24 protein-coding genes and 1 tRNA gene are annotated in these 23,267 nt (G+C 66.9%); 11 read left to right on the top strand and 14 right to left on the bottom strand.

Features of this window, described 5'->3' with window-relative positions; translation table 11 throughout:
• Positions 1–8: 8 nt before the first annotated feature.
• Entirely contained in the window at positions 9–1,007 is a 999-nt protein-coding gene (locus tag AB0N24_RS17885) for an epimerase (RefSeq protein WP_364127065.1), read from the bottom strand.
• A gap of 109 nt (positions 1,008–1,116) precedes the next feature.
• Between AB0N24_RS17885 and AB0N24_RS17880 the strand changes: the two genes are divergently transcribed.
• Together AB0N24_RS17880 and AB0N24_RS17875 are read left to right on the top strand one after the other, a co-directional pair.
• The gene (locus AB0N24_RS17880) at positions 1,117–1,782 is read left to right on the top strand and encodes a mechanosensitive ion channel domain-containing protein (RefSeq protein ID WP_104173129.1); all 666 of its coding nucleotides are present in this window, start codon (positions 1,117–1,119) and stop codon (positions 1,780–1,782) included.
• A gap of 2 nt (positions 1,783–1,784) precedes the next feature.
• The gene (locus AB0N24_RS17875; protein ID WP_364127062.1) at positions 1,785–2,240 is read left to right on the top strand and encodes a globin; all 456 of its coding nucleotides are present in this window, start codon (positions 1,785–1,787) and stop codon (positions 2,238–2,240) included.
• 7 nt (positions 2,241–2,247) lie between these two features.
• Here the strand turns inward: AB0N24_RS17875 and AB0N24_RS17870 are convergent, their stop codons facing one another.
• Positions 2,248–2,913, bottom strand: a complete 666-nt coding sequence (locus tag AB0N24_RS17870; RefSeq protein ID WP_364127059.1) for a hypothetical protein — start codon at positions 2,911–2,913, stop codon at positions 2,248–2,250.
• A gap of 63 nt (positions 2,914–2,976) precedes the next feature.
• On the opposite strand from AB0N24_RS17870, the gene AB0N24_RS17865 reads away from it, so the two are divergent.
• Positions 2,977–3,957: an acyl-CoA thioesterase II gene (locus AB0N24_RS17865; RefSeq protein WP_214957115.1), complete on the top strand. Its 981-nt coding sequence runs from the start codon at positions 2,977–2,979 to the stop codon at positions 3,955–3,957.
• Positions 3,958–4,066: 109 nt separating this feature from the next.
• Here the strand turns inward: AB0N24_RS17865 and ettA are convergent, their stop codons facing one another.
• The 3 genes from ettA to AB0N24_RS17850 all read right to left on the bottom strand — a co-directional run bounded on the left by ettA (position 4,067) and on the right by AB0N24_RS17850 (position 7,133).
• Entirely contained in the window at positions 4,067–5,749 is a 1,683-nt protein-coding gene (gene ettA, locus AB0N24_RS17860; RefSeq protein ID WP_104173133.1) for an energy-dependent translational throttle protein EttA, read from the bottom strand.
• 127 nt (positions 5,750–5,876) lie between these two features.
• The gene (locus AB0N24_RS17855; RefSeq protein ID WP_364127055.1) at positions 5,877–6,491 is read right to left on the bottom strand and encodes a hypothetical protein; all 615 of its coding nucleotides are present in this window, start codon (positions 6,489–6,491) and stop codon (positions 5,877–5,879) included.
• A 66-nt stretch (positions 6,492–6,557) separates the two neighbouring features.
• Positions 6,558–7,133, bottom strand: a complete 576-nt coding sequence (locus AB0N24_RS17850) for a single-stranded DNA-binding protein (RefSeq protein WP_364127052.1) — start codon at positions 7,131–7,133, stop codon at positions 6,558–6,560.
• A gap of 220 nt (positions 7,134–7,353) precedes the next feature.
• Here AB0N24_RS17850 and AB0N24_RS17845 point away from each other — a divergent pair.
• Positions 7,354–7,426: transfer RNA gene (locus AB0N24_RS17845), tRNA-Arg, on the top strand.
• Between the two features lie 231 nt (positions 7,427–7,657).
• Positions 7,658–8,059, top strand: a complete 402-nt coding sequence (locus AB0N24_RS17840) for a lipopolysaccharide assembly protein LapA domain-containing protein (RefSeq protein WP_364127049.1) — start codon at positions 7,658–7,660, stop codon at positions 8,057–8,059.
• Between the two features lie 42 nt (positions 8,060–8,101).
• Here the strand turns inward: AB0N24_RS17840 and AB0N24_RS17835 are convergent, their stop codons facing one another.
• The 5 genes from AB0N24_RS17835 to AB0N24_RS17815 all read right to left on the bottom strand — a co-directional run bounded on the left by AB0N24_RS17835 (position 8,102) and on the right by AB0N24_RS17815 (position 12,241).
• Positions 8,102–8,278, bottom strand: coding sequence for a hypothetical protein (locus AB0N24_RS17835; protein WP_181038806.1), 177 nt, complete (start codon positions 8,276–8,278; stop codon positions 8,102–8,104).
• An 82-nt stretch (positions 8,279–8,360) separates the two neighbouring features.
• On the bottom strand, positions 8,361–8,792 hold the full coding sequence (locus AB0N24_RS17830) for an SRPBCC domain-containing protein (RefSeq protein ID WP_214956883.1): 432 nt from the start codon (positions 8,790–8,792) through the stop codon (positions 8,361–8,363).
• 211 nt (positions 8,793–9,003) lie between these two features.
• The gene (locus AB0N24_RS17825; RefSeq protein ID WP_364127045.1) at positions 9,004–9,861 is read right to left on the bottom strand and encodes a sugar phosphate isomerase/epimerase family protein; all 858 of its coding nucleotides are present in this window, start codon (positions 9,859–9,861) and stop codon (positions 9,004–9,006) included.
• Positions 9,858–11,072, bottom strand: a complete 1,215-nt coding sequence (locus AB0N24_RS17820) for a dihydrodipicolinate synthase family protein (RefSeq protein WP_364127043.1) — start codon at positions 11,070–11,072, stop codon at positions 9,858–9,860. Before AB0N24_RS17820 ends, AB0N24_RS17825 begins: the two co-directional genes overlap by 4 nt.
• Positions 11,072–12,241: a Gfo/Idh/MocA family oxidoreductase gene (locus AB0N24_RS17815; protein WP_364127041.1), complete on the bottom strand. Its 1,170-nt coding sequence runs from the start codon at positions 12,239–12,241 to the stop codon at positions 11,072–11,074. The genes AB0N24_RS17820 and AB0N24_RS17815 overlap by 1 nt, the downstream gene beginning before the upstream one ends.
• A gap of 161 nt (positions 12,242–12,402) precedes the next feature.
• On the opposite strand from AB0N24_RS17815, the gene AB0N24_RS17810 reads away from it, so the two are divergent.
• The 3 genes from AB0N24_RS17810 to AB0N24_RS17800 are packed head-to-tail and all read left to right on the top strand — an operon-like array spanning position 12,403 to position 14,962.
• Complete coding sequence (locus tag AB0N24_RS17810) at positions 12,403–13,497, top strand: LacI family DNA-binding transcriptional regulator (protein ID WP_364127039.1); 1,095 nt, start codon at positions 12,403–12,405, stop codon at positions 13,495–13,497.
• Positions 13,498–13,511: 14 nt separating this feature from the next.
• On the top strand, positions 13,512–14,270 hold the full coding sequence (locus AB0N24_RS17805) for an alpha/beta hydrolase (protein ID WP_364127281.1): 759 nt from the start codon (positions 13,512–13,514) through the stop codon (positions 14,268–14,270).
• A 53-nt stretch (positions 14,271–14,323) separates the two neighbouring features.
• A complete protein-coding gene (locus tag AB0N24_RS17800; RefSeq protein ID WP_364127037.1) occupies positions 14,324–14,962 on the top strand; it encodes a GNAT family N-acetyltransferase in 639 nt (212 codons plus the stop codon).
• A gap of 33 nt (positions 14,963–14,995) precedes the next feature.
• Here the strand turns inward: AB0N24_RS17800 and AB0N24_RS17795 are convergent, their stop codons facing one another.
• Entirely contained in the window at positions 14,996–16,234 is a 1,239-nt protein-coding gene (locus AB0N24_RS17795) for an ROK family transcriptional regulator (RefSeq protein WP_364127035.1), read from the bottom strand.
• Positions 16,235–16,376: 142 nt separating this feature from the next.
• Here AB0N24_RS17795 and xylA point away from each other — a divergent pair, with 142 nt between their 5' ends.
• Together xylA and xylB are read left to right on the top strand one after the other, a co-directional pair.
• Complete coding sequence (gene xylA, locus AB0N24_RS17790; RefSeq protein ID WP_364127032.1) at positions 16,377–17,564, top strand: xylose isomerase; 1,188 nt, start codon at positions 16,377–16,379, stop codon at positions 17,562–17,564.
• 86 nt (positions 17,565–17,650) lie between these two features.
• The gene (gene xylB, locus AB0N24_RS17785; RefSeq protein ID WP_364127029.1) at positions 17,651–19,078 is read left to right on the top strand and encodes a xylulokinase; all 1,428 of its coding nucleotides are present in this window, start codon (positions 17,651–17,653) and stop codon (positions 19,076–19,078) included.
• A gap of 6 nt (positions 19,079–19,084) precedes the next feature.
• On the opposite strand, the gene AB0N24_RS17780 is transcribed toward xylB, so the two are convergent.
• Positions 19,085–19,990: an aldose 1-epimerase family protein gene (locus tag AB0N24_RS17780; RefSeq protein WP_364127026.1), complete on the bottom strand. Its 906-nt coding sequence runs from the start codon at positions 19,988–19,990 to the stop codon at positions 19,085–19,087.
• 87 nt (positions 19,991–20,077) lie between these two features.
• Positions 20,078–20,845, bottom strand: a complete 768-nt coding sequence (gene map, locus AB0N24_RS17775; protein ID WP_364127024.1) for a type I methionyl aminopeptidase — start codon at positions 20,843–20,845, stop codon at positions 20,078–20,080.
• A gap of 129 nt (positions 20,846–20,974) precedes the next feature.
• Between map and AB0N24_RS17770 the strand changes: the two genes are divergently transcribed.
• On the top strand, positions 20,975–21,664 hold the full coding sequence (locus AB0N24_RS17770) for a DNA alkylation repair protein (RefSeq protein ID WP_364127022.1): 690 nt from the start codon (positions 20,975–20,977) through the stop codon (positions 21,662–21,664).
• A 27-nt stretch (positions 21,665–21,691) separates the two neighbouring features.
• Here AB0N24_RS17770 and mptB read toward each other — a convergent pair whose 3' ends face one another.
• A complete protein-coding gene (gene mptB / locus AB0N24_RS17765) occupies positions 21,692–23,248 on the bottom strand; it encodes a polyprenol phosphomannose-dependent alpha 1,6 mannosyltransferase MptB (RefSeq protein ID WP_364127019.1) in 1,557 nt (518 codons plus the stop codon).
• Positions 23,249–23,267: the final 19 nt, after the last annotated feature.

Below are 23,267 nucleotides of genomic sequence, written 5' to 3'. Positions count from 1 at the left end.
CCCGTGTCTCAGGACGTACCGGACGCCTGGAATTCGGCCAGGAGCCGCTCCTCCGTTTCGGCGCCGATCCCGGCCTTCCGTTCCCTGTCCAGGCCGCGGCGGCGTTCGTCGTCGAGCGTGTCCCGCAGTGTCTCCTGCCATGGCCGCAAGGTGAGGCCGGCTGCGACGGCAGCGTCGTTGGAGCGTGTCATAAAGCCGTCATGTCCCGGCGGGAGCAAGAGGGGCAGGGAGTCTTTGCCCGCCCAATAGGCAATCCCCCGGGCAACCAGCCAGTCTTCCGGCACCGTGAGCGTCCGGCCTCCATAACCTGCGAGGCGCTTGGATTCGTCCAAGTATTCCTCAAACGGTACGACGCTTCCGACCGCGTTCAGGGCGCCGGTAATCCCCAGTCCTGCCGCTTCCAGGATCCAGGCCGCGAGGTCGCGGACGTCAATGATCTGGGTGGCACTGCCGCCGATGTCCGGAACGAGGGCCGGCCCCGAGTCGCGGGAAAAACGGGCCGGCCAGTAGCCGTAACGGTCCGTGCCGTCCCCGGGACCGCCGATCAGTCCGGCCCGGCAAAGGTGGGCCCTCGCGCCGGCCAGGGCTGTGGCGTGATGCTCGATGGCCGACTTTGCCTCGCCGTAGTTCTCCGGCGCAAAGGCGGTGCCCGGCGCAAGGGGCGGCAGCAGCCCTGCGCTCTCGTCCGCGCCGGGCACTGAGTGGTCGGCGTACACGGAGCAGCTGGAGACTGTTGTCCAGTGCGCGGCGGCCGGGGCCAGGAATTCCAGTGCGTCCCTGGCCTGCTCCGGATCACGGGCCACATCAATGACGGCGTCCCAGTCCCCGGTGGCCTTTTCATACGCCTGCTTACCCTGGGCACGGTCGGCCTGCAGCCAGGCCGTTCCTTCCGGCGGAGCGGCCGCCAGGCCGCGCGCAAGGCAGGTCACGGCGTGGCCGGCGGTAACCGCCTGCCGGGCTATTTCAGCGGACAGGAAGGCGGTACCACCAAGGATCAGGATGCGCATGTGGCCACGCTACGGCGCTAGTGTTGAAGGTGAACAGAGTGTTATGCGCCCGGCGAACGCCGGGCCACCTCCGGCAGTTGCCGGTCAGCAGTAAGGAGCATCCCTGCCGATGTACAGCATGTTGTCGATCACCCCACCAGCCACTCCGGACATTTCCGGAATCAACGCAGCCGGAATCGTGATCAGCATCGGGGTAGGCGTTGGAGTGTGGCTCGCGGCCACCTTCGTGATTGTCGGAATCACCAAGAGCGTTGCCGCCGGCACCACATTCTTCAAGAAGCCGCATTTCCGGTGGGTTGCCCCGGCCCTGCGGGCCCTGGACCACGAGCGCCGCGTCCAGCGGGCGAAGACCATCGGCTCACTGCTGAACAGCGTGGCCAGCGTCCTCATCGCCGTCATCACCATCATGTACGTCCTCAAGAACCTGGATGTGGACATCGCCCCGCTGCTGACCAGCGTCGGTATCCTGGGTGTCGCCATCGGCTTCGGCGCGCAGCAGCTCATCCGCGACTTCCTGGCCGGCATCTTCATCACCATCGAGGACCAGTACGGCATCGGCGATGTCATTGAGACCAGCGAAGTGGTGGGAACAGTGGAGTCCATGGGCCTCCGTATCACCCGTGTCCGGTCGGAGGACGGCGCCATCTGGTACCTGCGAAACGGCGAGATCCTGCGGGTGGGCAACCGTTCCCAGGGCAACTACGTGGCCCCGGTGGACGAGTCCGCGGACGTACCCGACCCTGATTCAGCACCCCAGCAGAAGGCCGGAGAGTAACCATGAGCACGCCAACCCCTGACCAGAGCCAACCGAAGATGCTGATGCAGAACGATCCCTTCACCCAGCCCGGCTACACGGACAACTTCTACGACGCCGTGGGCGGCCACGACACTTTCGTGAAGCTAATCGATGTCTTTTACGACGGCGTGGCCACGGACCCGCTGCTCCGGCAGATGTACCCGGAAGAGGACCTCGGACCGGCCAAGAGGCGCTTCCTGATGTTCCTCGAGCAGTACTGGGGCGGTCCCACCACGTACGGCGAGGAACGCGGCCATCCCCGGTTGCGGATGCGCCACATGCCGTTCCGGGTCACGCCCGAGGCCAAGGACCGGTGGCTGCACCACATGCGCACGGCAGTGGACGCCCTGGAACTGGCGCCGCTCTACGAAGGCACGCTGTGGGATTACATGGAGCGCGCTGCGCTGTCCATGGTGAACAGCCCCTCAGACGCCTGAGAGCCTCTTAGAGACCCAGGCCGGCGCCCGTGCGTGCCAGGACGTGGCCGCGGCTGCCGCTGAGCCGGAACCAACGCCCGGCCCGGTAGAGCCTTTGCTCGTCGCCGCCCAGGAACCCCAGCGTCAGGGCAGCAAACGCTGCACCGGCCGGGAGTCCGCCGCCGCCGGGCAGTTCGCGTCCCCAGACGGCCGCGCGGGCATTGTTGACGATCAGGGCGCCCGGTTTGTCCGGCACGATGCCCGCCACTTCGGTGATGCCGGCTTCCGCAGCGGACCGCAGGTCAGCATCGGCAATCGACCCCACAGGTTCCCAGCCGGACCTCGGGGCGCTGACGCCGGCCCAGGACTCGGTGATTGTTGTGGGCGGCACGGGCAGTTCGACGTCGTTCTCCCCCGCGCGGGCGAGCCGGTCCAGCACCGCGGAGAGCGGGACCGTTACGTCGGCCGAGGCCGGCTCTGCCAGCGCCATGGTCCGCAGGCCAAGGATGGTGGGCGTCGACTCGCCGAGCAGCCGCGGCCGGAGCACACAGACATAGGCGGCGAGCACGGAACCCGACGCCTGAAGTCGGATGGCGCCGTCGTCAATTGCCTTGGCGCGTGTGGCGTAGGTGCGGAGATCGGCCAGATCACGCGGATCGGCGAAGCGGAAGGACTGGGTTAGGACATCTGACACATTAAGGACTCTACCGGTTGAGCCGCGGTTGAGGAGCGCCGGGGTGACGTCTAGAGTCAAACCATGACTGAAGCGGAAGCCGGATTGCAGGCGTTGCCCATAGAGGACCCCACATCGTCGCTCATTGAACTCCTGGATCTCGGCGAGCTTGAAGGTGCACGGACCGACGAGGACATCTTCATGGGACCGTCCCAGCGCCAGCCCCGGCAGCGCGTCTTCGGCGGGCAAGTCCTGGCACAATCGCTCATCGCGGCAAACCGGACCGTTGATCCGGCTCGCAGTGTTCATTCGATGCACGGGTACTTCCTGCGCCCGGGCGACGCCAACAAGCCCATCACATTCGGCGTCCAGCGGTTGCGCGACGGCCGTTCCTTCTCGGCCCGCCGCGTCCACGCGTACCAGGACGGCATGCCCATCCTGTCGATGATTGCCTCCTTCCAGGAGGAGGACGAGGGTGTAGACCACCAGTCCTCCATGCCCGAGGGCATCCCCGACCCCGAGTCGCTACCCAGCACGGCGGACCTCCTGGGCAAGTTCGACCACCCCGTGGCACGGCACTGGGCCTACGAACGTCCCTTCGATATCCGCCATGTGGATCCCCCGCTGTACGTTTCGGCCAAGGGTGAGCGGGAAGCCCGCAATGCCGTCTGGATGAAGACCTTCGGGCCGATGCCGGACGACGCCAACACACACCGGGCAGCCCTTGCCTACGCCAGCGACTACACGCTGCTCGAATCCATCCTGCGCAAACACGGACTCAGCTGGATCACTCCGGGTATGAGCGTGGCAAGCCTCGACCACGCCATGTGGTGGCACCGCCCCGTGCGGGTTGATGAATGGCTGCTGTACGTTCAGGAGTCGCCGAGCGCCCAGGGTGCCCGCGGCCTTGCCACCGGCAAAATTTTCAGCCGGGACGGCCAGCACGTCGCATCTGTGGCCCAGGAGGGCATGGTCCGGGTGCCGACCGACCTGAAGAACAAAGTGGTGGGCGCCTTCCAGACCAAGGTCCTCCAGCACCAGATGCGCAAGGGCGGGAAGGACTAGCCCCGGGCTGCCGGCGCACGGCAGCCCACCGCATCAAGGCAGATGCAAAAGGCCGGTTTCCCCCCTCGGGGGAAACCGGCCTTTTGCATGACCCGGGTGGCTTGGGAGCCTAGTCGCGGGTCAGGCGGCGGTGCGTCACGCGGTGCGGCTTGGCCGCATCGGGGCCGAGGCGCTCCACCTTGTTCTCTTCGTACGACTCGAAGTTTCCTTCGAACCAGTACCACTTCGACGGGTTTTCCTCGTCACCTTCGTAGGCCAGGATGTGGGTGGCCACCCGGTCAAGGAACCAGCGGTCGTGTGATACCACGACGGCGCAGCCGGGGAATTCCAGCAGCGCGTTTTCCAGGCTGCTGAGCGTCTCGACGTCCAGGTCGTTGGTCGGTTCGTCAAGGAGCAGCAAGTTGCCGCCCTGCTTGAGGGTCAGGGCCAGGTTCAGGCGGTTGCGCTCACCACCGGAGAGGACACCGGCCTTCTTCTGCTGGTCCGGTCCCTTGAATCCGAATGCCGCGACGTAGGCACGGGACGGCATTTCAACGTGGCCCACCTGGATGTAGTCCAGGCCGTCCGACACAACTTCCCAGAGGGTCTTGTTGGGGTCGATGCCGCCGCGGCTCTGGTCCGCGTAGGAGATCTTGACCGAATCGCCGATCTTCAGGTCGCCGCCGTCGAGCGGCTCCAGGCCCACGATGGTCTTGAACAGGGTGGTCTTGCCGACACCGTTGGGGCCGATGACGCCGACGATGCCGTTACGGGGCAGCGTGAAGGACAGCCCGTCGATGAGGGTCCGGTCCTCGAACCCCTTCTGCAGGTTCTTGGCTTCCAGCACCAGGCCGCCGAGGCGGGGTCCCGGCGGGATCTGGATCTCTTCGAAGTCGAGCTTGCGGGTACGGTCCGCTTCCGCGGCCATCTCCTCGTAGCGGGCCAAACGGGCCTTGGACTTGGTCTGGCGTCCCTTGGCATTGGAGCGGACCCACTCGAGTTCTTCGGTGAGGCGCTTGGCCTGCTTGGCGTCCTTCTTGCCCTGGACCTCAAGGCGGGCGCGCTTCTTCTCCAGGTAGGTGGAGTAGTTGCCTTCGTACGGGTACAGGTGCCCGCGGTCAACCTCGGCGATCCATTCCGCGACGTGGTCAAGGAAATAACGGTCGTGGGTGACGGCCAGGACCGCGCCGGCGTAGTTGGAGAGGTGCTGTTCCAGCCAGAGCACGCTCTCGGCGTCAAGGTGGTTGGTGGGCTCGTCGAGCAGCAGGAGGTCCGGCTTTTGCAGCAGGAGTTTGCAGAGCGCCACGCGGCGGCGCTCACCGCCGGAAAGGAGGGTCACATCGGCGTCCGCGGGCGGGCAGCGGAGGGCGTCCATGGCCTGCTCCAGCTGGGAGTCGAGGTCCCAGGCGTCCGCGGTGTCGATGGCTTCCTGGAGCTGGCCCATTTCTTCGAGCAGGGTGTCGTAGTCAGCGTCAGGGCTGGCCATTTCCTCGGAGATCTCGTTGAAGCGCTGGATCTTGCCGTAGATCTCGCCCACGCCCTCCTGGACGTTGCCCAGGACGGTCTTTTCCTCGTTCAGCGGCGGCTCCTGCAACAGGATGCCTACGGTGTATCCGGGGCTGAGCCGGGCCTCACCGTTTGAGGGCGTGTCCAAACCGGCCATGATCTTCAGGATGGTGGACTTACCGGCGCCGTTCGGGCCAACAACACCAATTTTGGCGCCAGGGAAGAAGGACATGCTTACGTCGTCAAGAATGAGTTTTTCGCCAACGGCCTTGCGGGCCTTGGTCATTGTGTAGATAAATTCCGCCATGGTTCCAAATCTAGTGGGTCGGCGGGGTTAACTCACATTCGCGGACGGCATTCGGGCCGTTCGGCATCGTTCAGAACGGACAGCCCGGCAACAGCGGAGTCCGGAAACGCGGCGGCCTGATTGAGGCTCAGCCGCCGACGAAGCACTTTCCCGTCGCCAAAACCGGAAGGACCGTGACCACAACGCTTCCGCCCCGGATCTGGCCGATCACGCAGTCCGTGCCCTGCAACGCAGCAGCTTCGATGGCATCGACTTCCAGGCCGGTGGGCGTGTGGCTGGCCGATACCTGCAACGAACCTGCCGGTATTCCGGCGCCGGTCAGGGCCGCTGTCAGCTGTTCCTGGCCGGGTTTCGGATTGCTGGCAACAACTCCGCGGAGGGCATTGCCCACGGTTTCACTCAGCCGCGCGGTGTCAGCGTCCAGTTCGGGCTGGTCAGCGGCGGTCGACGCAGCCGACCCGGCAGCGGCGGACGATGAAGGCTGCGCGGACGGCGTTTCCACGGCAGCAGCCGCAGCCTGCGACGGTGGGGCCGACGGAACCGGATCCGCTCCCGTGCAGCCGGCGAGTCCCGCCACAAGCACCGACGCCGCGATGAGCGACTCAGACGCTGTGCGTAGGCGTCGCAGGTTTCCGGACAGGGGTTTTCCGGGCTGTTGCTTTCCGGACTGGCCGTTTTGGGATTGTTGGTTCTCGGACTGGCGGATTCCGGACTGGTGCCGGGGTGTCTCTGCTCGGATCACCTTGCCATTCTGCCATGCGGCACCGCAGGGGAACGGTGCCGCACTCGCGGCATCAGCGGGACATGTTCAGGCGGCGGCCCCGGTAAGTTCTCCGGTCTCCGAATCGAGCTGTAGGACGTCACCGTTTTCGTCCTCGTAGATCCGTCCGGCAGCCGGGTCCCCGTTTTCGTCGTCCTCCCCGCGATCACCGGCACTCTCAGGATCTTCCGAGTCAGGCGCGATGCCGTCCTGAGCCCCGGAGGCAGGGCCTGACTGACCCTGTCCCGTGCCGGGCTGGGCGGTGTTCCCGGCCGTGCGGGTGAAATTGGCGGAGCCCCACATGAGGTCATGGCCGACGGACTCGGCGTCGATCTCGGCAACGTGGTAGATCCGGCCGTCCTTTTCCCAGCTCCGCATCTTGAGCCGGCCCACGATAATGACGCGCTGGCCCTTCTTGATGCTGCACCCCATGTTGCCGGCCAGCTGTCGGTAGCCCTGCACGGTAAACCAGTTGGTATTGCCATCGACCCACGTGCTCGATGCGCGGTCATAGCGCCGGTCTGTGCAACCGAGCCGAAACGACGCGGTGGCGACTCCCCCTGGCGTGGTGGAACTCCTGATCTCCGTGGCGACGAAGCCCCGGACAGTGATGTTGTCGGTCATCTTGGTGTCCTGTCTCGAATGGTGGTGCCCTAGCAGGCCCCTTCAGCTTCACGCCGGCAGGGCAATGGATCGAGGGTCTGCGTTCCGTATGTGCAAAACTCCGCGCGAATCACCAATGTTGGGGACAGGTCAAAACGCCGCCAGCGTGCTGACTGGCCCAAGGCGCGCGGCACTGTAAACTTTTCTAGGCGCCGCCGGAATGGTCCGGAGACGCCAACGTGCCCCAGTAGCTCAGGGGATAGAGCAGCGGCCTTCTAATCCGCCGGTCGGGGGTTCGATTCCCTCCTGGGGCACAAAAGGAAGCGGCTCCCGCCTGCGCCAACGCAGAGGGAGCCGCTTCCGTCTTTCCACGTGGCCGCCGCCGGAGGACAGTGTTAACTGACCCGCGGGCAACGGAACAACGCACTCCTCCATGGCTTTAACGCTAAGCATGCTTATGATTTGAGTGTGGCGCCGACTCATTGAAGTGGCGTCGGCGCCACAATCTGCCGCCACGGCGGATCATCTCGAAGAGGATGGACCGAATGACTCAGCAATCGCCCGACTACGATCCGAACGAGCCAGCCCCGGCGTCAGGACAGGTTCAACCCGGCAACGCAGAGCGCCCGATTCCGCCTGGCGCAACGCCTGCGCAGCCCCCGCCGCATGCACCGGAGGACCGGCGTGTAACACGAGCCGGCATGGTTTGGGCGGCCGTCGCCACCGCGTTGGCGGTGATGGTTCTGCTCATCGTCTTTATCCTGCAGAACCAGGATTATGTGCAGGTCAGATACTTCGGGCTGGAGGGGGCTGTGCCACTGGGCATTGCGCTTTTCATCGCCGCGGTGGGCGGCGGCATCCTGGTGGCGGTTGCGGGCGCAGCCAGGATTATTCAGCTTCGCGCGGCGGCCCATCGGAGGAAGGTCCTGGCACAGCGCGTCCGGTAGGCGCGCGCCAGCAAGCGGCGGCCGCAGTGCCGGCCGGGCGCATCACCCGCGTTCGTCGCCGCCCGGGTGCCCTTCGGGAGTGTCATCCATCCCGGCGATATCGGGGTCAATTGTTGCGGCCAGGTCGCCGGCCACGGAGTCCCTCGCGGCCTCGTCCACGGGCCGGGACATCCCGTCGTCGCCGCGAGCGGTACCGTTTTCGTCTGGAATCTCAGTCATGAGGCCAAGCTAAACCTGTTCCGGGTGCTTGTCGAGGGCCCGCATCTCCGGTGCCAACGCCGCTCCGGAAGACCCGGGACAGTCAGCGCTCCAACAGTTCCTTCAGGTTTCCCAGCACCATTTCCCAGAGCTTTGCAGACTCCTCCACCTCGGAATCGCTTTTGTTGTTCCCTTGCGTGATGGTGACCTGGGTGCCTTCCGGCTTCTCGTCCAGCCGGTATTCCACGGTGTGATAATTCTCCGGCACGTCCGGCAATCCCGTCAGTGGGCTGTAGTGGGTGATGCGGAGCAGCTCCTGGTGCCGGTTTTCCAGCACGATGCCTTTGTCTTCGTAGCTCTTGCCTTTCCACTCACCGGCGAAGGTCACCGGGTCGCCTTCCTGCCAGGTGGTGGTCACATTCGTGCCAAGGAAATACTGTTTGACAATTTCCGGATCGGTGAGTGCCTTCCACACCCGGTTCCGCGGGGCTTCTACGAGGATGGACGCTTCCGCGTCCTTGATCTGATCGTTCATCGCTGTTCCTCCTGGGCCTCAGGATACGCGCGGCGGTGGACGGTGGTAAGAGACAAATGCACTGGCACCAAAACGAGTGCACCCATGGCAACGGCCCGGCACCGCAATGCGGTGCCGGGCCGTCAGGTGGGGCGCAGGCCCCGGCCGTGACGAAGCTGGGGCCCGCGGTCTGGTCAGGAATCACGCCGTCGCAGGAACGCGGCTGGACCGGTCAGGCGTACGGCAGGACGAGTCCCGCGTAGCGCTCCTTCATGGTGGCCAGGACGCTGTCGCCTTCGGCGTCCCAGATTTCCTGATTAAAAATTTCCACTTCGATGTCGCCGGTGTAGCCGGCATCGCGGACCCAGGTGCCGATGGTCGCGAAGTCGATGACACCGTCGCCCATCATGCCCCGGGACAACAGTGCGTCGGCGGCGATGGGCAGGTTGAAGTCGCACACCTGGTAGGAGGCAATCCGGTTCTCCCGGCCGGCCCGTTCGATCTGCGCCTTCAGTTCCGGATCCCACCACACGTGGAAGGTGTCGACGGCGACGCCGACGGCCTTCGCATCGTACGGTGCCGCCAGGTCCAGGGCCTGGCCGAGGGTGGAGATCAGGGCGCGGTCGGCGGCGTACATCGGGTGCAGCGGCTCCAGCACCAGCCGGACCCCGTTCTCGGCGGCGAACGGAACCAGGTCCGCGAGGCGGTCGGCGACGCGCTGGCGGGCAGCCACCACATCCTTCTCCCGCGGAGCTAGCCCGCCGACCACCAGGAACAGTTCCCGGGTGTCCAGCGCCACGGCTTCCAGGATGGCGGCGCGGTTGTCAGCGAGCGCCGCCGCCTGTCCCTCGGCATCGGCTGCGGTCAGGAAGCCGCCACGGCAGAGCGAGGACACCCGCAGGCCGGCGTCCCTGATGAGTTTGGCGGCCTTTTCGAGGCCGGCTTCGTGCACCCGGTCACGCCACGGGCCGATTGCGGGGATGCCTGCGCGGGCGCAGCCGTCGACGGCCTCTGCCAGGGTCCATTTCTTGGTGGTGGCGCTGTTGAGGGAAAGTCGCGAAAAAGGGGACGGCCCGGAATTGGATGTCATACTCCCACTCCGTTGATGCGCAAGTAGTCGGACATCCGGAACGCGGCCAGTGCCGGGTCCTTCAGCAGTCCCGCCTGGTCGGCCAGTTCGAAGGTCTTCGCCAGGTGCACCACGGAGCGGCCTGAGTGCAGTCCGCCCACCATTTGGAAGCCTGGCTGTTTGCCGTTGAGCCAGGACATGAACGCGATGCCGGTCTTGTAGTAGAACGTGGGGGCACTGAAGATGTGCTTGCCCAGTTCACGGGTGGAATCGAGGATGGCGCGTGCCCTGAGAGCGTCGCCGGCATCGTAGCTTTGCAGCGCTGCCGATGCTGCCGGGTAGATGGCGGCGAAGATGCCCAGCAGGGCGTCCGAGTGGTGCGTGCCGTCGCCGTCGATCAGTTCCGGGTAGTTGAAGTCGTCGCCGGTGTACAGCCGGACGCCTTCGGGGAGAGCCGCCCGCAGTGCCACTTCGTGGCTGGCATCGAGGAGCGAGACCTTGACGCCGTCCACCTTGTCCGCGTGCTCGCGGATCAGGGACAGGAACGTGTCAGTGGCCGTGGCGACGTCGTCGGAGCCCCAGTAGCCGGCCAGGGCGGGATCGAACATGGTGCCGAGCCAGTGCAGGATGACGGGCTGCTCGGCTTCCCGCAGCAGCGTCGAGTAGACGTGCAGGTAGTCGTCAGGCCCGCTGGCCACCTTCGCCAGCGCGCGTGAGGCCATCAGGATGACTTTGGGACCGGCCTCGGAGACGACGGCGACCTGCTCGCGGTAGGCGTCGAGGACGGCCTGGACGCCGGCGGCGCCTGCAGGCAGCGTGGCCGGATCAAGCTGGTCGGTTCCTGCGCCGCAGGACACCAGGTCGCGGACGGACTTTCCGGCCGTGGCGGCGTTGCCGGAGGAGACCACCGATGCGGCCTCCACGCCGGTGCGCTTGATGAGCTGCTGGGTGGCAGCCCAGTCCAGGCCCATGCCGCGCTGGGCGGTGTCCATGGCATCTGCCACGCCGAGGCCGTAGGACCAGAGCTCGTGCCTGTACGCCATGGTGGCGTCCCAGTCGAGGCGCGCAGGGGCCCCCGGAGTGTTGTCGGCAGTGACTTCCGGAATGACGTGGGCGGCGGCGTAGGCGTGACGCGAGGTGATGGGGGCCGAGGGCCGGGACCAGGAGGGGGCGGATTGGAGCCGGTATTCGCGGGTTCCGCCGTCGTGGGTGGGAAGGATCAGCGATGTCATTAGAGCGTGATCTCCGGGATGTCGATGGTGCGGCGTTCGTCGTTGGACTGGAGTCCGAGCTCGGCGAGCTGCACGCCGCGGGCGGCGGAGAGCAGGCCGAAGCGGTGTTCCCGGCCGGCAACGACGTCGCGGAGGAATTCCTCCCACTGCAGCTTGAAGCCGTTGTCCAGTTCGGCGTTGGCCGGGACTTCCTGCCACAGGCTGCGGAAGGACTCCGTGACGGGCAGGTCCGGGTTCCAGACCGGTTTGGGGGTATGGGCGCGCTGCTGGGCAACGCACTTGTTCAGGCCCGCGACAGCGGAACCGTGGGTGCCGTCGATCTGGAATTCGACCAGTTCGTCGCGGTAGACGCGGACGGCCCAGGAGGAGTTGATCTGGCCGATGACCGGCTCGCCCGCCGGCGTTTCGAGTTCGAAGATGCCGTAGGAGGCGTCATCGGCGGTGGCCTTGTATTCGTTGCCGGCCTCGTCCCAGCGGGCCGGGATGTGGGTGGCGGTCTTGGCGTTGACGCTCTTGACCTTGCCGATGATGCCTTCGAGGACGTAGTTCCAGTGGCAGAACATGTCCGTGGTCATTCCGCCGCCGTCTTCCTTGCGGTAGTTCCAGGACGGGCGCTGTGCCGCCTGCACGTCGCCCTCGAACACCCAGTAGCCGAATTCGCCGCGGATGGACAGGATGCGGCCGAAGAAGCCCTCGTCAACCAGGCGGCGCAGCTTGACCAGGCCCGGGAGGTACAGCTTGTCGTGCACAACGCCGGCGGTCACGCCGGCTTCCTTCCCGATGCGGGCCAGCTCGATGGCCTCTTCAAGGGTTTCGGCCGTGGGCTTCTCAGTGAAGATGTGCTTGCCGGCCAGCATGGCCTTCTTCAGTGTGGCGGCCCGGAGGCTGGTCATGGAGGCGTCGAAGATGATGTCCACGGTGGGGTCGTTGATCAGGGAGTCGAGGTCCGTGGTCCATTCCGCCACCTTGTGGAGTTCGGCGAGTTCGCGGATCTTGGCCTCGTTGCGTCCCACCAGGATGGGTTCGACCTGGACCTTGGTGCCGTCCTCGAGGGTAAACCCGCCGGCGTCGCGGATGGGGAGGATGGAGCGCAGCAGGTGCTGGCGGTAGCCCATCCGGCCGGTGATGCCGTTCATGGCGATACGGATCGTCTTTGTTTCGAAGCCCATGTGTCCTCCACAGTTCGTAGCTCAGTGCATGTCGTTGGGAAAGCGCATTCCCACTGCATTCATGATGCATCTTTGCGCCCCGCATGGCAAGCGCTTTCCCGAAACTCGGTCAAACTGCCATAATGGCCAGTACGCGCACGTTGGCTGAACAGGAGATACCGGTGGCTGCAAGTACCCTCACCGAGGTGGCACGACTGGCCGGGGTTTCGCCGGCTACTGCATCACGCGTCCTCAACGGTTCCGCCCGCAAGCCCGGCCCGGGCGTGTCCGAGCGGGTGCGCCAGGCCGCGGAAACCCTCGGCTACATCCCCAATGCCCAGGCACAGGCGCTGGCAAAATCCAGCTCGGGCCTTGTCGGCCTGATTGTGCACGACATCGCGGATCCGTACTTCTCGGCCATAGCACGGGGCGTGCAGGAGGTGGCCCGCGAGCAGCACAAGATGGTGCTGCTGGCCACCACGGGCGGAACCCCGGCGGATGAGAAGGACGCCGTGGCCGCTTTCGCGGCCAGGCGGGCAGACGCCATTGTCATTGCCGGCTCACGGTCCCGCCGGCCGGAGGACGAAAAGGGCAATGCTGCCCTCGCCGCCGAACTGGACCGCTACTGCCGCAACGGCGGCCACGTCGGCGTCGTGGGGCAGGCAATCGTCGGCGCCGGCGCGCTGGACGGATACCACCTGGTGGAAGTACCGAACGAGGAGCTGGCCGCGGAACTCGCCGGAAAGCTTGCTGCCAGCCATTCAGGCGAGTTTGTGATCATCGGCGGCCCGGAGGGTCTGATCACCTCTGACGACCGGATCCGCGGTTTCCAGTCCGGCCTTGCCGCGGCCGGCCGTTCCCCCGGCGAAGTGCTCCGTGCATCCTTCAACCGCGCCGGCGGCTACGAGGCGGGACTCGGGCTGGCCCGGCGGATCCGGGAGGCCCGAGCTTCCGGAGCGTCGAAAGAGGGCGAAAAGCCCGGACTGTGCATTTTTGCGGCAAACGATGTCATGGCCATCGGTGCCACGGCGGGGCTTCGCTCGCAAGGGTTCAGAATCCCCCGCGACGCCCTGGTCGCCGGGTTCGACGACATCGAGACCCTCCGGGACTTCCGCCCTGGACTATCTACAGTCCGCCTTCCGCTCGAGGAAATCGGACGCCTGGCCACACTGAGCACTTCGGGTCCTGAACGTCCCGACGGGGACGGCCACCACGACGGCGGTGCCACCGTGACGGGACAGGTGACGCTCAGGCGGAGCACCGAGTGGACGCCCTGACGGGCAGCCCCACGATGCCGGCGGGCCTCAGCGTCCTCCCGGCTGGCGGGGAACCACTCCGGGAGTCGCCGGCAATGCTGATCCTTCCCGGCGGAGGCTACGAACGCCATGCCGACCACGAGGCCGAGCCGGTGGCTGAATGGCTGGCCTCACTGGGCATCCACGCGTTCGTGCTGCGCTACCGGGTGGCTCCGCACCGCCACCCGGCGCCCCTGCAGGATGCCAAGGCCGCGCTCGCCTGGATCCGGCGCGGAGGCCACGGACTCGCCGTGGACGGCTCACGGGTCGGTGTCCTCGGGTTCTCAGCCGGCGGTCACCTTGCAGCCACCCTGGCTGCCGGAGTCCCCTGCGGCGAGGCTTCGCTCGACGTGCCCGGCTCGCGTCCCGACCTGTCCATCCTGTGCTACCCCGTGCTGTCCTTCACCGCGGCAGTCCATCAGGGAAGCATCAACAACCTGCTCGGCGCCACGCCATCGAACGAACTGCTGGCCCGGCTGTCTGCGGAGCTGACTGCCACGAGCGACACTCCCCCGTCCTTCATCTGGCATACCTTTGACGACGGGGCCGTGGATGTCGAGCACAGCCTCCGGTACGCCCTCGCGCTGCGGCAGGCTGCCGTGCCTGCCGAACTGCATGTCTTTCCGCATGGCCAGCACGGACTGGGCCTTGCGGCCGGCGTGTCCGGCGTGGAGCGGTGGACGGAGCTGTGTGCCACGTGGCTTGCCGGGCTCGGCTGGCGCAGCGCTGAGGCACGCCAGAAAGCCGGCGCCTGAGAGCACGGGCTGCGGCGTTCCGTCGCAGCGGGCAACCGGTCTAGCCTGTTTCCATGACCGCCAAGCGATCCGACAGCCCTGTACCGGTGACCACTGCGCCCGTGACCACTGCGCCGGCCGAATGGCCCGACGTCGAACGCCTTTTCGGAGTGCGCGGCGAGCCGTCGCGCTGCTGGTGCAGGTTCTTCGCCCTGACCGGGGCGGAATGGAATGGCTCCGCTCCAGGGGACCGCAAGAACCAGCTGCGGGAAAAGTTCGGTGCCGGCACACCGGCACCCGGGGTCCTGGCCTTCGGGGACGGCCAGCCGGTGGGCTGGTGCGCGGTCGAACCGCGCGGCTGCTACCCGCGGATCCTGCGTTCACAGGTCCTGAAGGCGGCCGGGCCGGCCGCGTCCAGCCAACCGGGGGACGGGCCTGTTGTGCCCATCTGGTCGGTGAGCTGCTTCGTCGTCGCACCGGGCCACCGCCGCAGCGGTGTCGCTGCAGCGCTGCTTCAGGCCGCCGTCGGCCACGCCCTTGCCCACGGCGCCGGCATGGTGGAAGGCTACCCCGTCATTCCTGAGCAGCGGCCGAAAGCGGGTCCCGCCGACCTCTACCATGGAACCCTGAAGCTGTTCCTGGCCGCAGGCTTCGAGGTGGTCAGCGATGCGGTGCCGGGCCGGGCGGTGGTCCGGCTCGTCGCCCCATCCTGAACGCCGGGTCCTGAACACCAGCCCGGCTGAAAGCTATCCTGCCGGAGTCAGGCTGAACGGTGCGGCCAGGACAGCGCGCAGGGAGCTCCCGGCCGCGCCGAGCAGGGCCGCGGACTGGCCGAGCTCCGAGACCGCCACCCTGGCGGGGCTGACGACGCCGGGCGCATAGTCAGCCAGGCTCCGCACCACAGCTGGAGCAATCCACGGTCCCATCTGGGTGAAGTGGCCGCCGAGCACCACGGCGGACAGGTTCATCATCCGCGCCGTGGACGCCGCGGCAATCCCCAGGTAGCGGCCGGCCCGGGCCACGGCTGAAATGGCGGCCGCATCTCCGGACGCGAGTTGTTCGCCGAGCCTCGCGAGCCGCACGGATGCGGTGCCTGCCGGAATGCCGGCCTCGGAGAAGATGGCCTCCTGCCCGGCGAAGGTCTCCAGGCAGCCATGGCCGCCGCACGAACAGTCGGGGCCGGACGGTTCCACCACCATGTGGCCCACCTCGCCGGCCTGCCCCTGGGGCCCCGCGAACAGCTCGGAGCCGATCACCAGGCCGCCACCGACCCCCACCTCGCCGGAGACGAAAAGGTAGTCCTGGAAATCCAGTCCGTGCCCGTACCAGAGTTCACCCAGCGCAGCGCAGTTGGCTTCGTTGTGCAGGACGGTGCCGAACGGTGCGTCGGGAAGTAACCGGTCAAGCTGCAGGGCAACCGCGTGCCAATGCAGGTTGGGAGCACTGGCAACGGTCCCCGACGCCGAGTCCACAAGTCCGGGAACAGCCAGCCCGCCGCCAAGAATCACGATTCCGGCCGCAGAGGCCTCGGCGGCAACGTCGCTGACAAGCCCGGCCAGCAGGGCCATGACGGATTCAGGTGACTGGCCGCGGTTGCCGCGTTCCAGTGTCCTCAGGATCCGCAGGGTCCCGCCTAGGTCCAGGAGCCCGGCGGAAATATAGTCCACATTGATTTCCATGCCCACCACGCCGCGGCGGGTGCTCAACTCCAGGCCCACTCCCGGGCGGCCGCGTTCGCCGTCCCGGGTGGCGCCGGATTCCGCCACCAAACCGGCGTCCACGAGCTCGGCGACGAGGCTGGACACGGATGCCTTGGTCAATCCGGTCCGGGACGCCAGGTCAGCACGGGTGGGGTGCGGGTCCGGATCAGCGCGAGCCTGCGCCAGGGAAGCCAGGACCCGCACCAGGTTTCCGCGCCGGACATCCTCGACGCGGCCGGGCGCAGGACGGACCGCACCGCCGTCGGCATTTTTCTCCAGTGACATTTCCGCCGCCTTCATCATTGACCTTAGTCAATCATGATGCATATAGTTCAGATTGAAAACTAATTGAATCCCGGCCGTCCCCGCGGTGGCCGGTACCGCTAAACCACTCCCTGAACCCCCATCTCTGAACCAAGGACGCTTCATGACTCTTCAGCCCACCCCCGCAGACCGTTTCACCTTTGGCCTTTGGACCGTCGGCTGGACCGGCGCCGATCCGTTCGGCGTCGCCACCCGCCCGGCCCTGGACCCCGTCGAGGCCGTCCACAAGCTCAGCGAGCTCGGCGCCTACGGCATCACCTTCCACGACAACGACCTGGTCCCGTTCGATGCCACGTCCTCCGAGCGCGAGCTGATCCTGAAAAACTTCAAGGCAGCCCTGGCCGAGACCGGCCTGAAGACCCCCATGGTCACCACCAACCTGTTCAGCCACCCGGTCTTCAAGGACGGCGGCTTCACCTCCAACGACCGTTCCGTCCGCCGGTTCGCGCTCAGCAAGGTCCTGCAGAACATCGACCTCGCAGCCGAGCTGGGCGCCGAAACCTTCGTGATGTGGGGCGGACGCGAAGGCAGCGAATATGACGGCTCGAAGGACCTCTCGGCCGCGCTGGACCGCATGAAGGAGGGCGTGGACACGGCCGCGGCCTACATCAAAGACAAGGGCTACGGCCTGCGGATCGCCCTGGAGCCCAAGCCCAACGAGCCCCGCGGCGACATCTTCCTGCCCACGGTGGGACACGGCCTGGCGTTCATCGCCCAGCTGGAACACGGCGACATCGTGGGCCTCAACCCGGAAACCGGCCATGAGCAGATGGCCGGACTGAACTTCACCCACGGCATCGCCCAGGCGCTGTGGGCCGGGAAGCTCTTCCACATCGACCTCAACGGCCAGCGCGGCATCAAGTACGACCAGGACCTCGTCTTCGGGCATGGCGACCTGACCAGCGCGTTCTTCACGGTGGACCTCCTCGAAAACGGGTTCCCCAACGGCGGCCCCACGTACGACGGTCCGCGGCACTTCGACTACAAGCCCTCCCGCACCGACGGCTACGACGGCGTGTGGGAATCCGCGAAATCCAACATGTCCATGTACCTGCTGCTCAAGGAACGCGCCCTGGCCTTCCGTGCCGACCCTGACGTCCAGGAAGCGTTGACGACCTCCGGTGTGTTCGAACTCGGGGAGCCCACGCTTTCCGCCGGTGAGAGCGCCGCGGACCTGCTCGCTGACGGGTCCGCTTTCGCGGAGTTCGACGCCGATGCCGCAGCCCAGCGCTCGTTCGCCTTTGTCCGCCTCAACCAGCTGGCCATCGAGCACCTGCTCGGCGCCCGCTAGGGCCCGTTTTTCCCAACCTACAAATACCGCTGCCGCCGGATCCGGACTCCCGGGTCCGGCGGCAGACCTTGCAGAAAGAACCCGCCATGCCGCTGGTCGCAGGAATCGACAGCTCCACACAGTCATGCAAAGTGGTGATCCGCGACGCCGGCACCGGCGCGCTGGTCCGCCAAGGGCGTGCGGCCCACCCGGAAGGCAGCGAGGTACACCCCGACCACTGGTGGACCGCCCTCCAGGATGCCATCGCCCAGGCGGGCGGCCTGGACGACGTCGCCGCCGTTTCCGTCGGCGGCCAGCAGCACGGCATGGTGTGCCTGGATTCCTCCGGCGCGGTGATCCGCCCGGCGCTGCTGTGGAACGACACACGCTCCGCCGTCGACGCCGAGCAGCTCATCGCCGATGCTGGCGACGGCGACGCTGAGGCCGGTGCCGCCTTCTGGGCAGACGCGACCGGTACGGTCCCCGTCGCATCCCTCACTATCACCAAACTTCGCTGGCTGGCCCGGGAGGAACCTGACAATGCCCGCCGTATAGCGGCCGTCTGCCTCCCGCACGACTGGCTGAGCTGGCGGCTGGCGGGCCACGGCCCGGGAACGGGCCCCTTGTCGCTTCAGCTGCTCCGGACGGACAGGTCCGACGCATCCGGCACAGGCTACTTCTCCACGGCGTCAGGGACCTACCTCCCCGGGATCCTGGAGAAGGTCCTGGGCCACGTGCCCGCGCTTCCCGCCGTCGCCGGTTCAATGGAGGCCGCAGGCAAGACGCCGGCCGGTGCGCTGATCGGCCCCGGAGCCGGCGACAACGCCGCCGCTGCTCTCGGCGTTGACGCGCGCCCCGGCGACGTTGTGGTGTCACTTGGGACGTCAGGGACGGTATTCGCAGTCTCCGAGACCCCTGCCGCCGACGCCACGGGGCTCGTCGCCGGATTCGCGGATGCCACCGGCAACTTCCTCCCGCTGGCCTGCACGCTGAACGCCACGCGGATCTTCGATGCCACCGCCACACTGCTCGGCGTGACCCTCGCCGGTCTCACCGAACTCGCCCTCGACGCCCCGGCCGGATCCGGCGGGCTCACACTCGTGCCGTATTTCGAAGGTGAGCGCACACCCAACCTGCCGCACGCCGAAGGCTCCCTCCACGGCGCCACCCTGGCCAGCTACACGCGCTCCAACCTGGCCCGGGCCGCCATCGAAGGCGTGGTCTGCTCCCTCGCGGATGGCCTGGCGGCGTTGCAGGCTCAGGGTGTCACAGCCGGGCGGATCATCCTGGTGGGCGGCGGGGCGCAGTCCGCTGCGGTGCAGCAGATCGCCGTCTCCGTATTCGGCCTCCCCGTGGTGGTGCCTGAGCCGGGGGAATACGTGGCCGACGGCGCCGCCCGACAGGCAGCGGCCGTCCTCACGGGACGGTGGCCGGAGTGGGAATCGGCACGGATGGAACTGACGGCGCCCGACGGCGGGTCCCCGGACGTCCTCGCCCAGTACCGCCGGTACGCGGCGGCCTACCTCAACGGCTGAGCGCCGTCAGCGACTGAGCGCCCGGATGGTCCAGCTGGCCTGGTGGGACTCCCCCGGAACCAGCCGGATCACGCCGGTGCCGCTATTGAACGCATCCGGCGGGCACGTCATGGGCTCAACCGCGAGGCCCAGCCGGGACGGCCCCGCGGGTTTGTCCGCGGTATGGATCTGCAGCCACGGCCAGTCAGTATCCCACTCCAGCTCGACGCCGGTCCCGGAGGGGTCGTAGGCCCGAACGGCCGCGAGGCCGTCCCCGTTGGTAATCAGGCCGGTGAAGGCGTGGTCGATTTCCACAGCGCCGAGGACTTTTTCAGTCCGGAAGTCGAAGGCGTGGCCCTGCACACTGGCCATGCCTTCGGGCAGCAACCGGTCGTCGGAGACCTCCATGAATTCGGTGGCCGGGATCTGCACGGTCCACTCATCTAGCGGGGCGGGTCCGGCGACGAGGTACGGGTGAGGGCAGACGCCGTAGGGCGCTGCGTCCGCGCCAATGTTTTCGGCGCGCACGGTGCAGCGCAGCCCGTCCGCCCGCAGCTCGTATTCAACGGAAACGTCAAGGCGCCCCGGATACCCCTCGCCCGGCTCAATGCGGGCGCCAAGGCGGAGGGATGAAGCGGTCTGCTCCCGCAGCTCCCAAACTGCCCCGAACACTAGTCCGTGCAGGGCTGTCCCCCGCTCCTCCTCGTTGACCACCGCTTGGAAATCCCCGCCGTCGAAGCTGTAGCGGCCATCAGCCAGCCGGTTCGGCCACGGAGCACAGATAACACCGCGGTAGTCCGGTATACCGCCGTCGGCGCCGAAGCTGATTACCAGATCGCGGCCGCCGTGCCGGAGTTCGCGGAGCGCCCCTCCCCTGGCCGTGGCGATGGCGGTGTAGGGGCCGAAACTGATCTGGTGCTCGCTGGCGGTCATGTGGTTTCCATTACTGCTGGGAGAGACGTTGTTAGCGCTCACTATTGTAATCCACGGCCAACAGATTCCGTGGTTGGCAACGCGCCGTCAGGGCAGCGTGAGGATCACTGGGCCGTCCGCGGTGATGGCGACTGTGTGTTCGCTGTGGGCCGCCCGGCGGCCGTTGGCGGACCGCAGCGTCCACTCGTCGTCGTCGTGGTAGTAGTCGTCCTTGCCCCCGAGGATCAGCATGGGTTCAATGGCTATCACCAACCCCTCCGTCAGCTTGATGCCGCGGCCGGGACGGCCGTCATTCGGCACCGGGGGCTCGGCGTGCATCGTCCGGCCGATGCCGTGCCCGCCGTGATCCGCCAGCAGGCCGTAGCCGGCCCGGCGCGCCGCTCCGCCGATCGCATAGGCGAGATCGCCCATTTTGTTGCCGAGCCGGGCCATCTCGATGCCACGAGCCAGGGCCGCGTCGGTGGCAGCAATCAGCGCCAGGTCCACCGGATCCGCCGTTCCCACAACGAAGCTGACGGCGGCGTCTCCGCACCACCCCTCCAGGAACGCGCCGCAGTCCACGCTGAGCAGGTCCCCGTCCTGCAGGCGGTATCCGTTCGGGATGCCGTGGACCACGGCATCGTTGACGCTCGCGCAGATGACGCCAGGAAACGGCACCGGGGCCCACCGCGGGCGGTAGTTCAGGAAGGCGGGCGTGGCCCCAGCGGCCGATATCGACTCGGCGGCCAGCTCATCAAGCTCCTTCAGGGAAACACCCACCGCCGCCGCGTCCTTCACCGCGGCCAGGGTGTTTGCCACCACCCGGCCGGCCTCGCGCATCAGCGCAATCTGGTCTGGGCTCTTGATCATAGACATGCTGATACCTCCGGGATGCCGGCGCCGCCCGGCGGGATTGTTGCATCCCCCGGCGGACTGCTGTTCTGTCCTCCACTCTAGGGCCCGGGCGCCGGGTCCGCACGGGCCGCCTGTGGCTATGGTTGCTCCATGGGACACAGTGATCTGGTTGCGGCCATCCGGGCGAGGCTCACCGCCGCCGCGGACCCGGTGCGCGCCGCTGGCGCGCAGGCCTACCTGAAATCGGCCATGCCGCTGCTGGGCGTGCGGGTGCCCGAGGTGCGCAGGATCGTCAAGGCCGAGGTCGCAGCGGCGCCATTGGCATCGGGCGATGAGCTGAGGTCGGCCGTGCTGGAGCTCTTCCGGACAGCCACCTACCGGGAGGAACGGTATGCCGCGATAGACCTGACGGCCTTGAAGCTTGTCAGGTCGGATTTGGCCATGGTGCCGGTGTACGAGGAAATCGTCCGCACCGGAGCATGGTGGGACCTGGTGGACGGCGTCGAAGACCGGTTGGGCCGGCTCCTGCAAGCACACCGGGACGTGCTGACACCGGTCCTGCTGCGTTGGAGCACGGATCCCGATTTCTGGATCCGCAGGTCGTCCATCACCGCCCAGCTCGGGGCAAAGGCCAACACCGACGCCGGGCTCCTGGCCACGGTCATCGAAGCCAATCTGGCGGACCGGGAATTCTTCATCCGCAAGGCCATCGGCTGGGCGTTGCGGGAGTACGCCAAGACCGATCCCGCGTGGGTCAGGCAGTTCGCCGCGACGCACGTGGCCGCCCTCAGCCCGCTTTCACTCCGCGAGGCGCTCAGGAACCTGCCCGCAGGGGACTAAACAGCCCGCATCGGGTCCAGGGTCCGGTCAGATGACGGGGCGCGTGGTCACCGGCTCGTCCGGCTTGCTGAACAGCTGCTTCGTTTTGGGATCCAGGAAGATCAGGTACAGCGCGAACATCAGGGCGATGATGGCCGCGGCGTTGCGTGCAAGGGCCAGGGGAAGGCCCAGGTCCTCGGTCTGAAGGTAGGGGAAGACTTCCAGCTGGTCCGAGATGGCATAGACCATAAAGAAGGACACGATGAAGTACAGGGCCTTCACCTGCCAGTCGTCCCGGATGCCGGTGACGGCAAACAGCGGGATAAGCCACACCACATACCAGGACTGGATCATGGGGGCGAGCAGGACCACCGCCGCGAACGCCAGGGTGAGCCGGCGCATCAGCCGGTCATGGTCACCGCGGAAGATCTGCCAGGCGACAATACCGACGGCGAGCAGCTTGCCGGCGTCGTAAACCCATTTGGCCAACCCCCAGCCGTCCAGCCCGAAGGCGTTGAAGATGGAGGCCACCACGAGCCCCAGCAGGCCAACCGGGGCGTACCAGATCCAGATGCTGCCGGGAGCGGACAACCCGTTCACCCAGCCGAAGCCGAAGCCGTTCACCAGGCTCATGCCGTACAGGAGGGCCAGGCTGATGCCCGCAGTGAGGCCCCAGAACACGAACTTCCGTGGCCAGCCTGCGTTCTTGCCGGCCCAAAGCAGCCCGATGAAGGGCAGGAACACGATAGTGATCGGCTTGACGGAGATCGACAGCGTCACCAGCACCAGTCCGAACACCACGCGCCTGGTGGCGCAGTAGTAGAGCCCTGCCAGCGCGAGTCCGATCATCAGCGCATCGTTGTGGACGCTGGCGATGAAGTTGGTGAGGAACAGCGGGTTGGCTGCAGTCAGCCACAGTGCCCGGTGCGGATTCACGCCGTGCAGCTCCGCCAGTTTGGGCACATAGACAATACACAGCACGACGCCGACGAGCGCCGCAAGCCGGAACAGCATGACGCTGGCTTCCGGGTGCACGTTCGTGGTCCACACGACGAGCTGTTCAATCCACAGGAACAGCTGGCCGTACGGAACCGGCGCCTCAGTCCACATCTTGTCGGCACCGAGCTGGAAATAGTTGGACAGCGCCGAGATGCCGTTTTCGTAAGGGTTGAATCCTTCGACCATCAGGCGGCCCTGCCCGATATAGGCGTAGACGTCCCGGCTGAAGAGTGGCACGGAGAACATCATGGGCAGCCCCCACAACGCGACTGCCTGCAGGGTGGCCTTGCGGGCACCTGCGCCCCAGACCCGGACCCGCTGGCCAAGGCGAAGCCAGGCACGGACGAGGAGCATGCCGCCCACGGCCAGCAGCACGATGGACAGTGCAACCCCGACGGCTTCGGTGCGCATCCAGATGAACAGCGGCAGGCGGCGAAGCTCGGAGACGGGGGCGAGCCAGCCAACCCCCAGCGAGCCGATCGCCATGAACATTGAACCTGCGAACCCCGAGAGGAGGGGCGAGAGGGCGTTGTCCACTTCAGCCGCGGCCGGCTCCGGTGACGTACCGGCAGCCACATTTCCCACCGCGGGTACAGGCGCCGTCATCTCAGGATCGTCCAATCTG

The organism is Arthrobacter sp. NPDC093128 (assembly GCF_040683875.1).
Classification (GTDB): Bacteria; Actinomycetota; Actinomycetes; order Actinomycetales; family Micrococcaceae; genus Arthrobacter.
This window is presented reverse-complemented; position numbering and strand designations above follow the sequence as displayed.

Coding starts and splice junctions, on each gene's coding strand:
- AB0N24_RS17820 (WP_364127043.1), bottom strand. CDS start 11,072: ATGACATCGCTGATCCTTCCCACCCACGACGGCGGAACCCGCGAATAC.
- xylA (WP_364127032.1), top strand. CDS start 16,377: ATGACTCTTCAGCCCACCCCCGCAGACCGTTTCACCTTTGGCCTTTGG.
- AB0N24_RS17880 (WP_104173129.1), top strand. CDS start 1,117: ATGTACAGCATGTTGTCGATCACCCCACCAGCCACTCCGGACATTTCC.
- xylB (WP_364127029.1), top strand. CDS start 17,651: ATGCCGCTGGTCGCAGGAATCGACAGCTCCACACAGTCATGCAAAGTG.
- AB0N24_RS17835 (WP_181038806.1), bottom strand. CDS start 8,278: ATGACTGAGATTCCAGACGAAAACGGTACCGCTCGCGGCGACGACGGG.
- AB0N24_RS17795 (WP_364127035.1), bottom strand. CDS start 16,234: ATGTCACTGGAGAAAAATGCCGACGGCGGTGCGGTCCGTCCTGCGCCC.
- AB0N24_RS17875 (WP_364127062.1), top strand. CDS start 1,785: ATGAGCACGCCAACCCCTGACCAGAGCCAACCGAAGATGCTGATGCAG.
- AB0N24_RS17840 (WP_364127049.1), top strand. CDS start 7,658: ATGACTCAGCAATCGCCCGACTACGATCCGAACGAGCCAGCCCCGGCG.
- ettA (WP_104173133.1), bottom strand. CDS start 5,749: ATGGCGGAATTTATCTACACAATGACCAAGGCCCGCAAGGCCGTTGGC.
- AB0N24_RS17770 (WP_364127022.1), top strand. CDS start 20,975: ATGGGACACAGTGATCTGGTTGCGGCCATCCGGGCGAGGCTCACCGCC.
- AB0N24_RS17780 (WP_364127026.1), bottom strand. CDS start 19,990: ATGACCGCCAGCGAGCACCAGATCAGTTTCGGCCCCTACACCGCCATC.
- AB0N24_RS17825 (WP_364127045.1), bottom strand. CDS start 9,861: ATGACATCCAATTCCGGGCCGTCCCCTTTTTCGCGACTTTCCCTCAAC.
- AB0N24_RS17865 (WP_214957115.1), top strand. CDS start 2,977: ATGACTGAAGCGGAAGCCGGATTGCAGGCGTTGCCCATAGAGGACCCC.
- AB0N24_RS17815 (WP_364127041.1), bottom strand. CDS start 12,241: ATGGGCTTCGAAACAAAGACGATCCGTATCGCCATGAACGGCATCACC.
- AB0N24_RS17800 (WP_364127037.1), top strand. CDS start 14,324: ATGACCGCCAAGCGATCCGACAGCCCTGTACCGGTGACCACTGCGCCC.
- AB0N24_RS17805 (WP_364127281.1), top strand. CDS start 13,512: ATGCCGGCGGGCCTCAGCGTCCTCCCGGCTGGCGGGGAACCACTCCGG.
- AB0N24_RS17885 (WP_364127065.1), bottom strand. CDS start 1,007: ATGCGCATCCTGATCCTTGGTGGTACCGCCTTCCTGTCCGCTGAAATA.
- AB0N24_RS17850 (WP_364127052.1), bottom strand. CDS start 7,133: ATGACCGACAACATCACTGTCCGGGGCTTCGTCGCCACGGAGATCAGG.
- mptB (WP_364127019.1), bottom strand. CDS start 23,248: ATGACGGCGCCTGTACCCGCGGTGGGAAATGTGGCTGCCGGTACGTCA.
- map (WP_364127024.1), bottom strand. CDS start 20,845: ATGTCTATGATCAAGAGCCCAGACCAGATTGCGCTGATGCGCGAGGCC.
- AB0N24_RS17830 (WP_214956883.1), bottom strand. CDS start 8,792: ATGAACGATCAGATCAAGGACGCGGAAGCGTCCATCCTCGTAGAAGCC.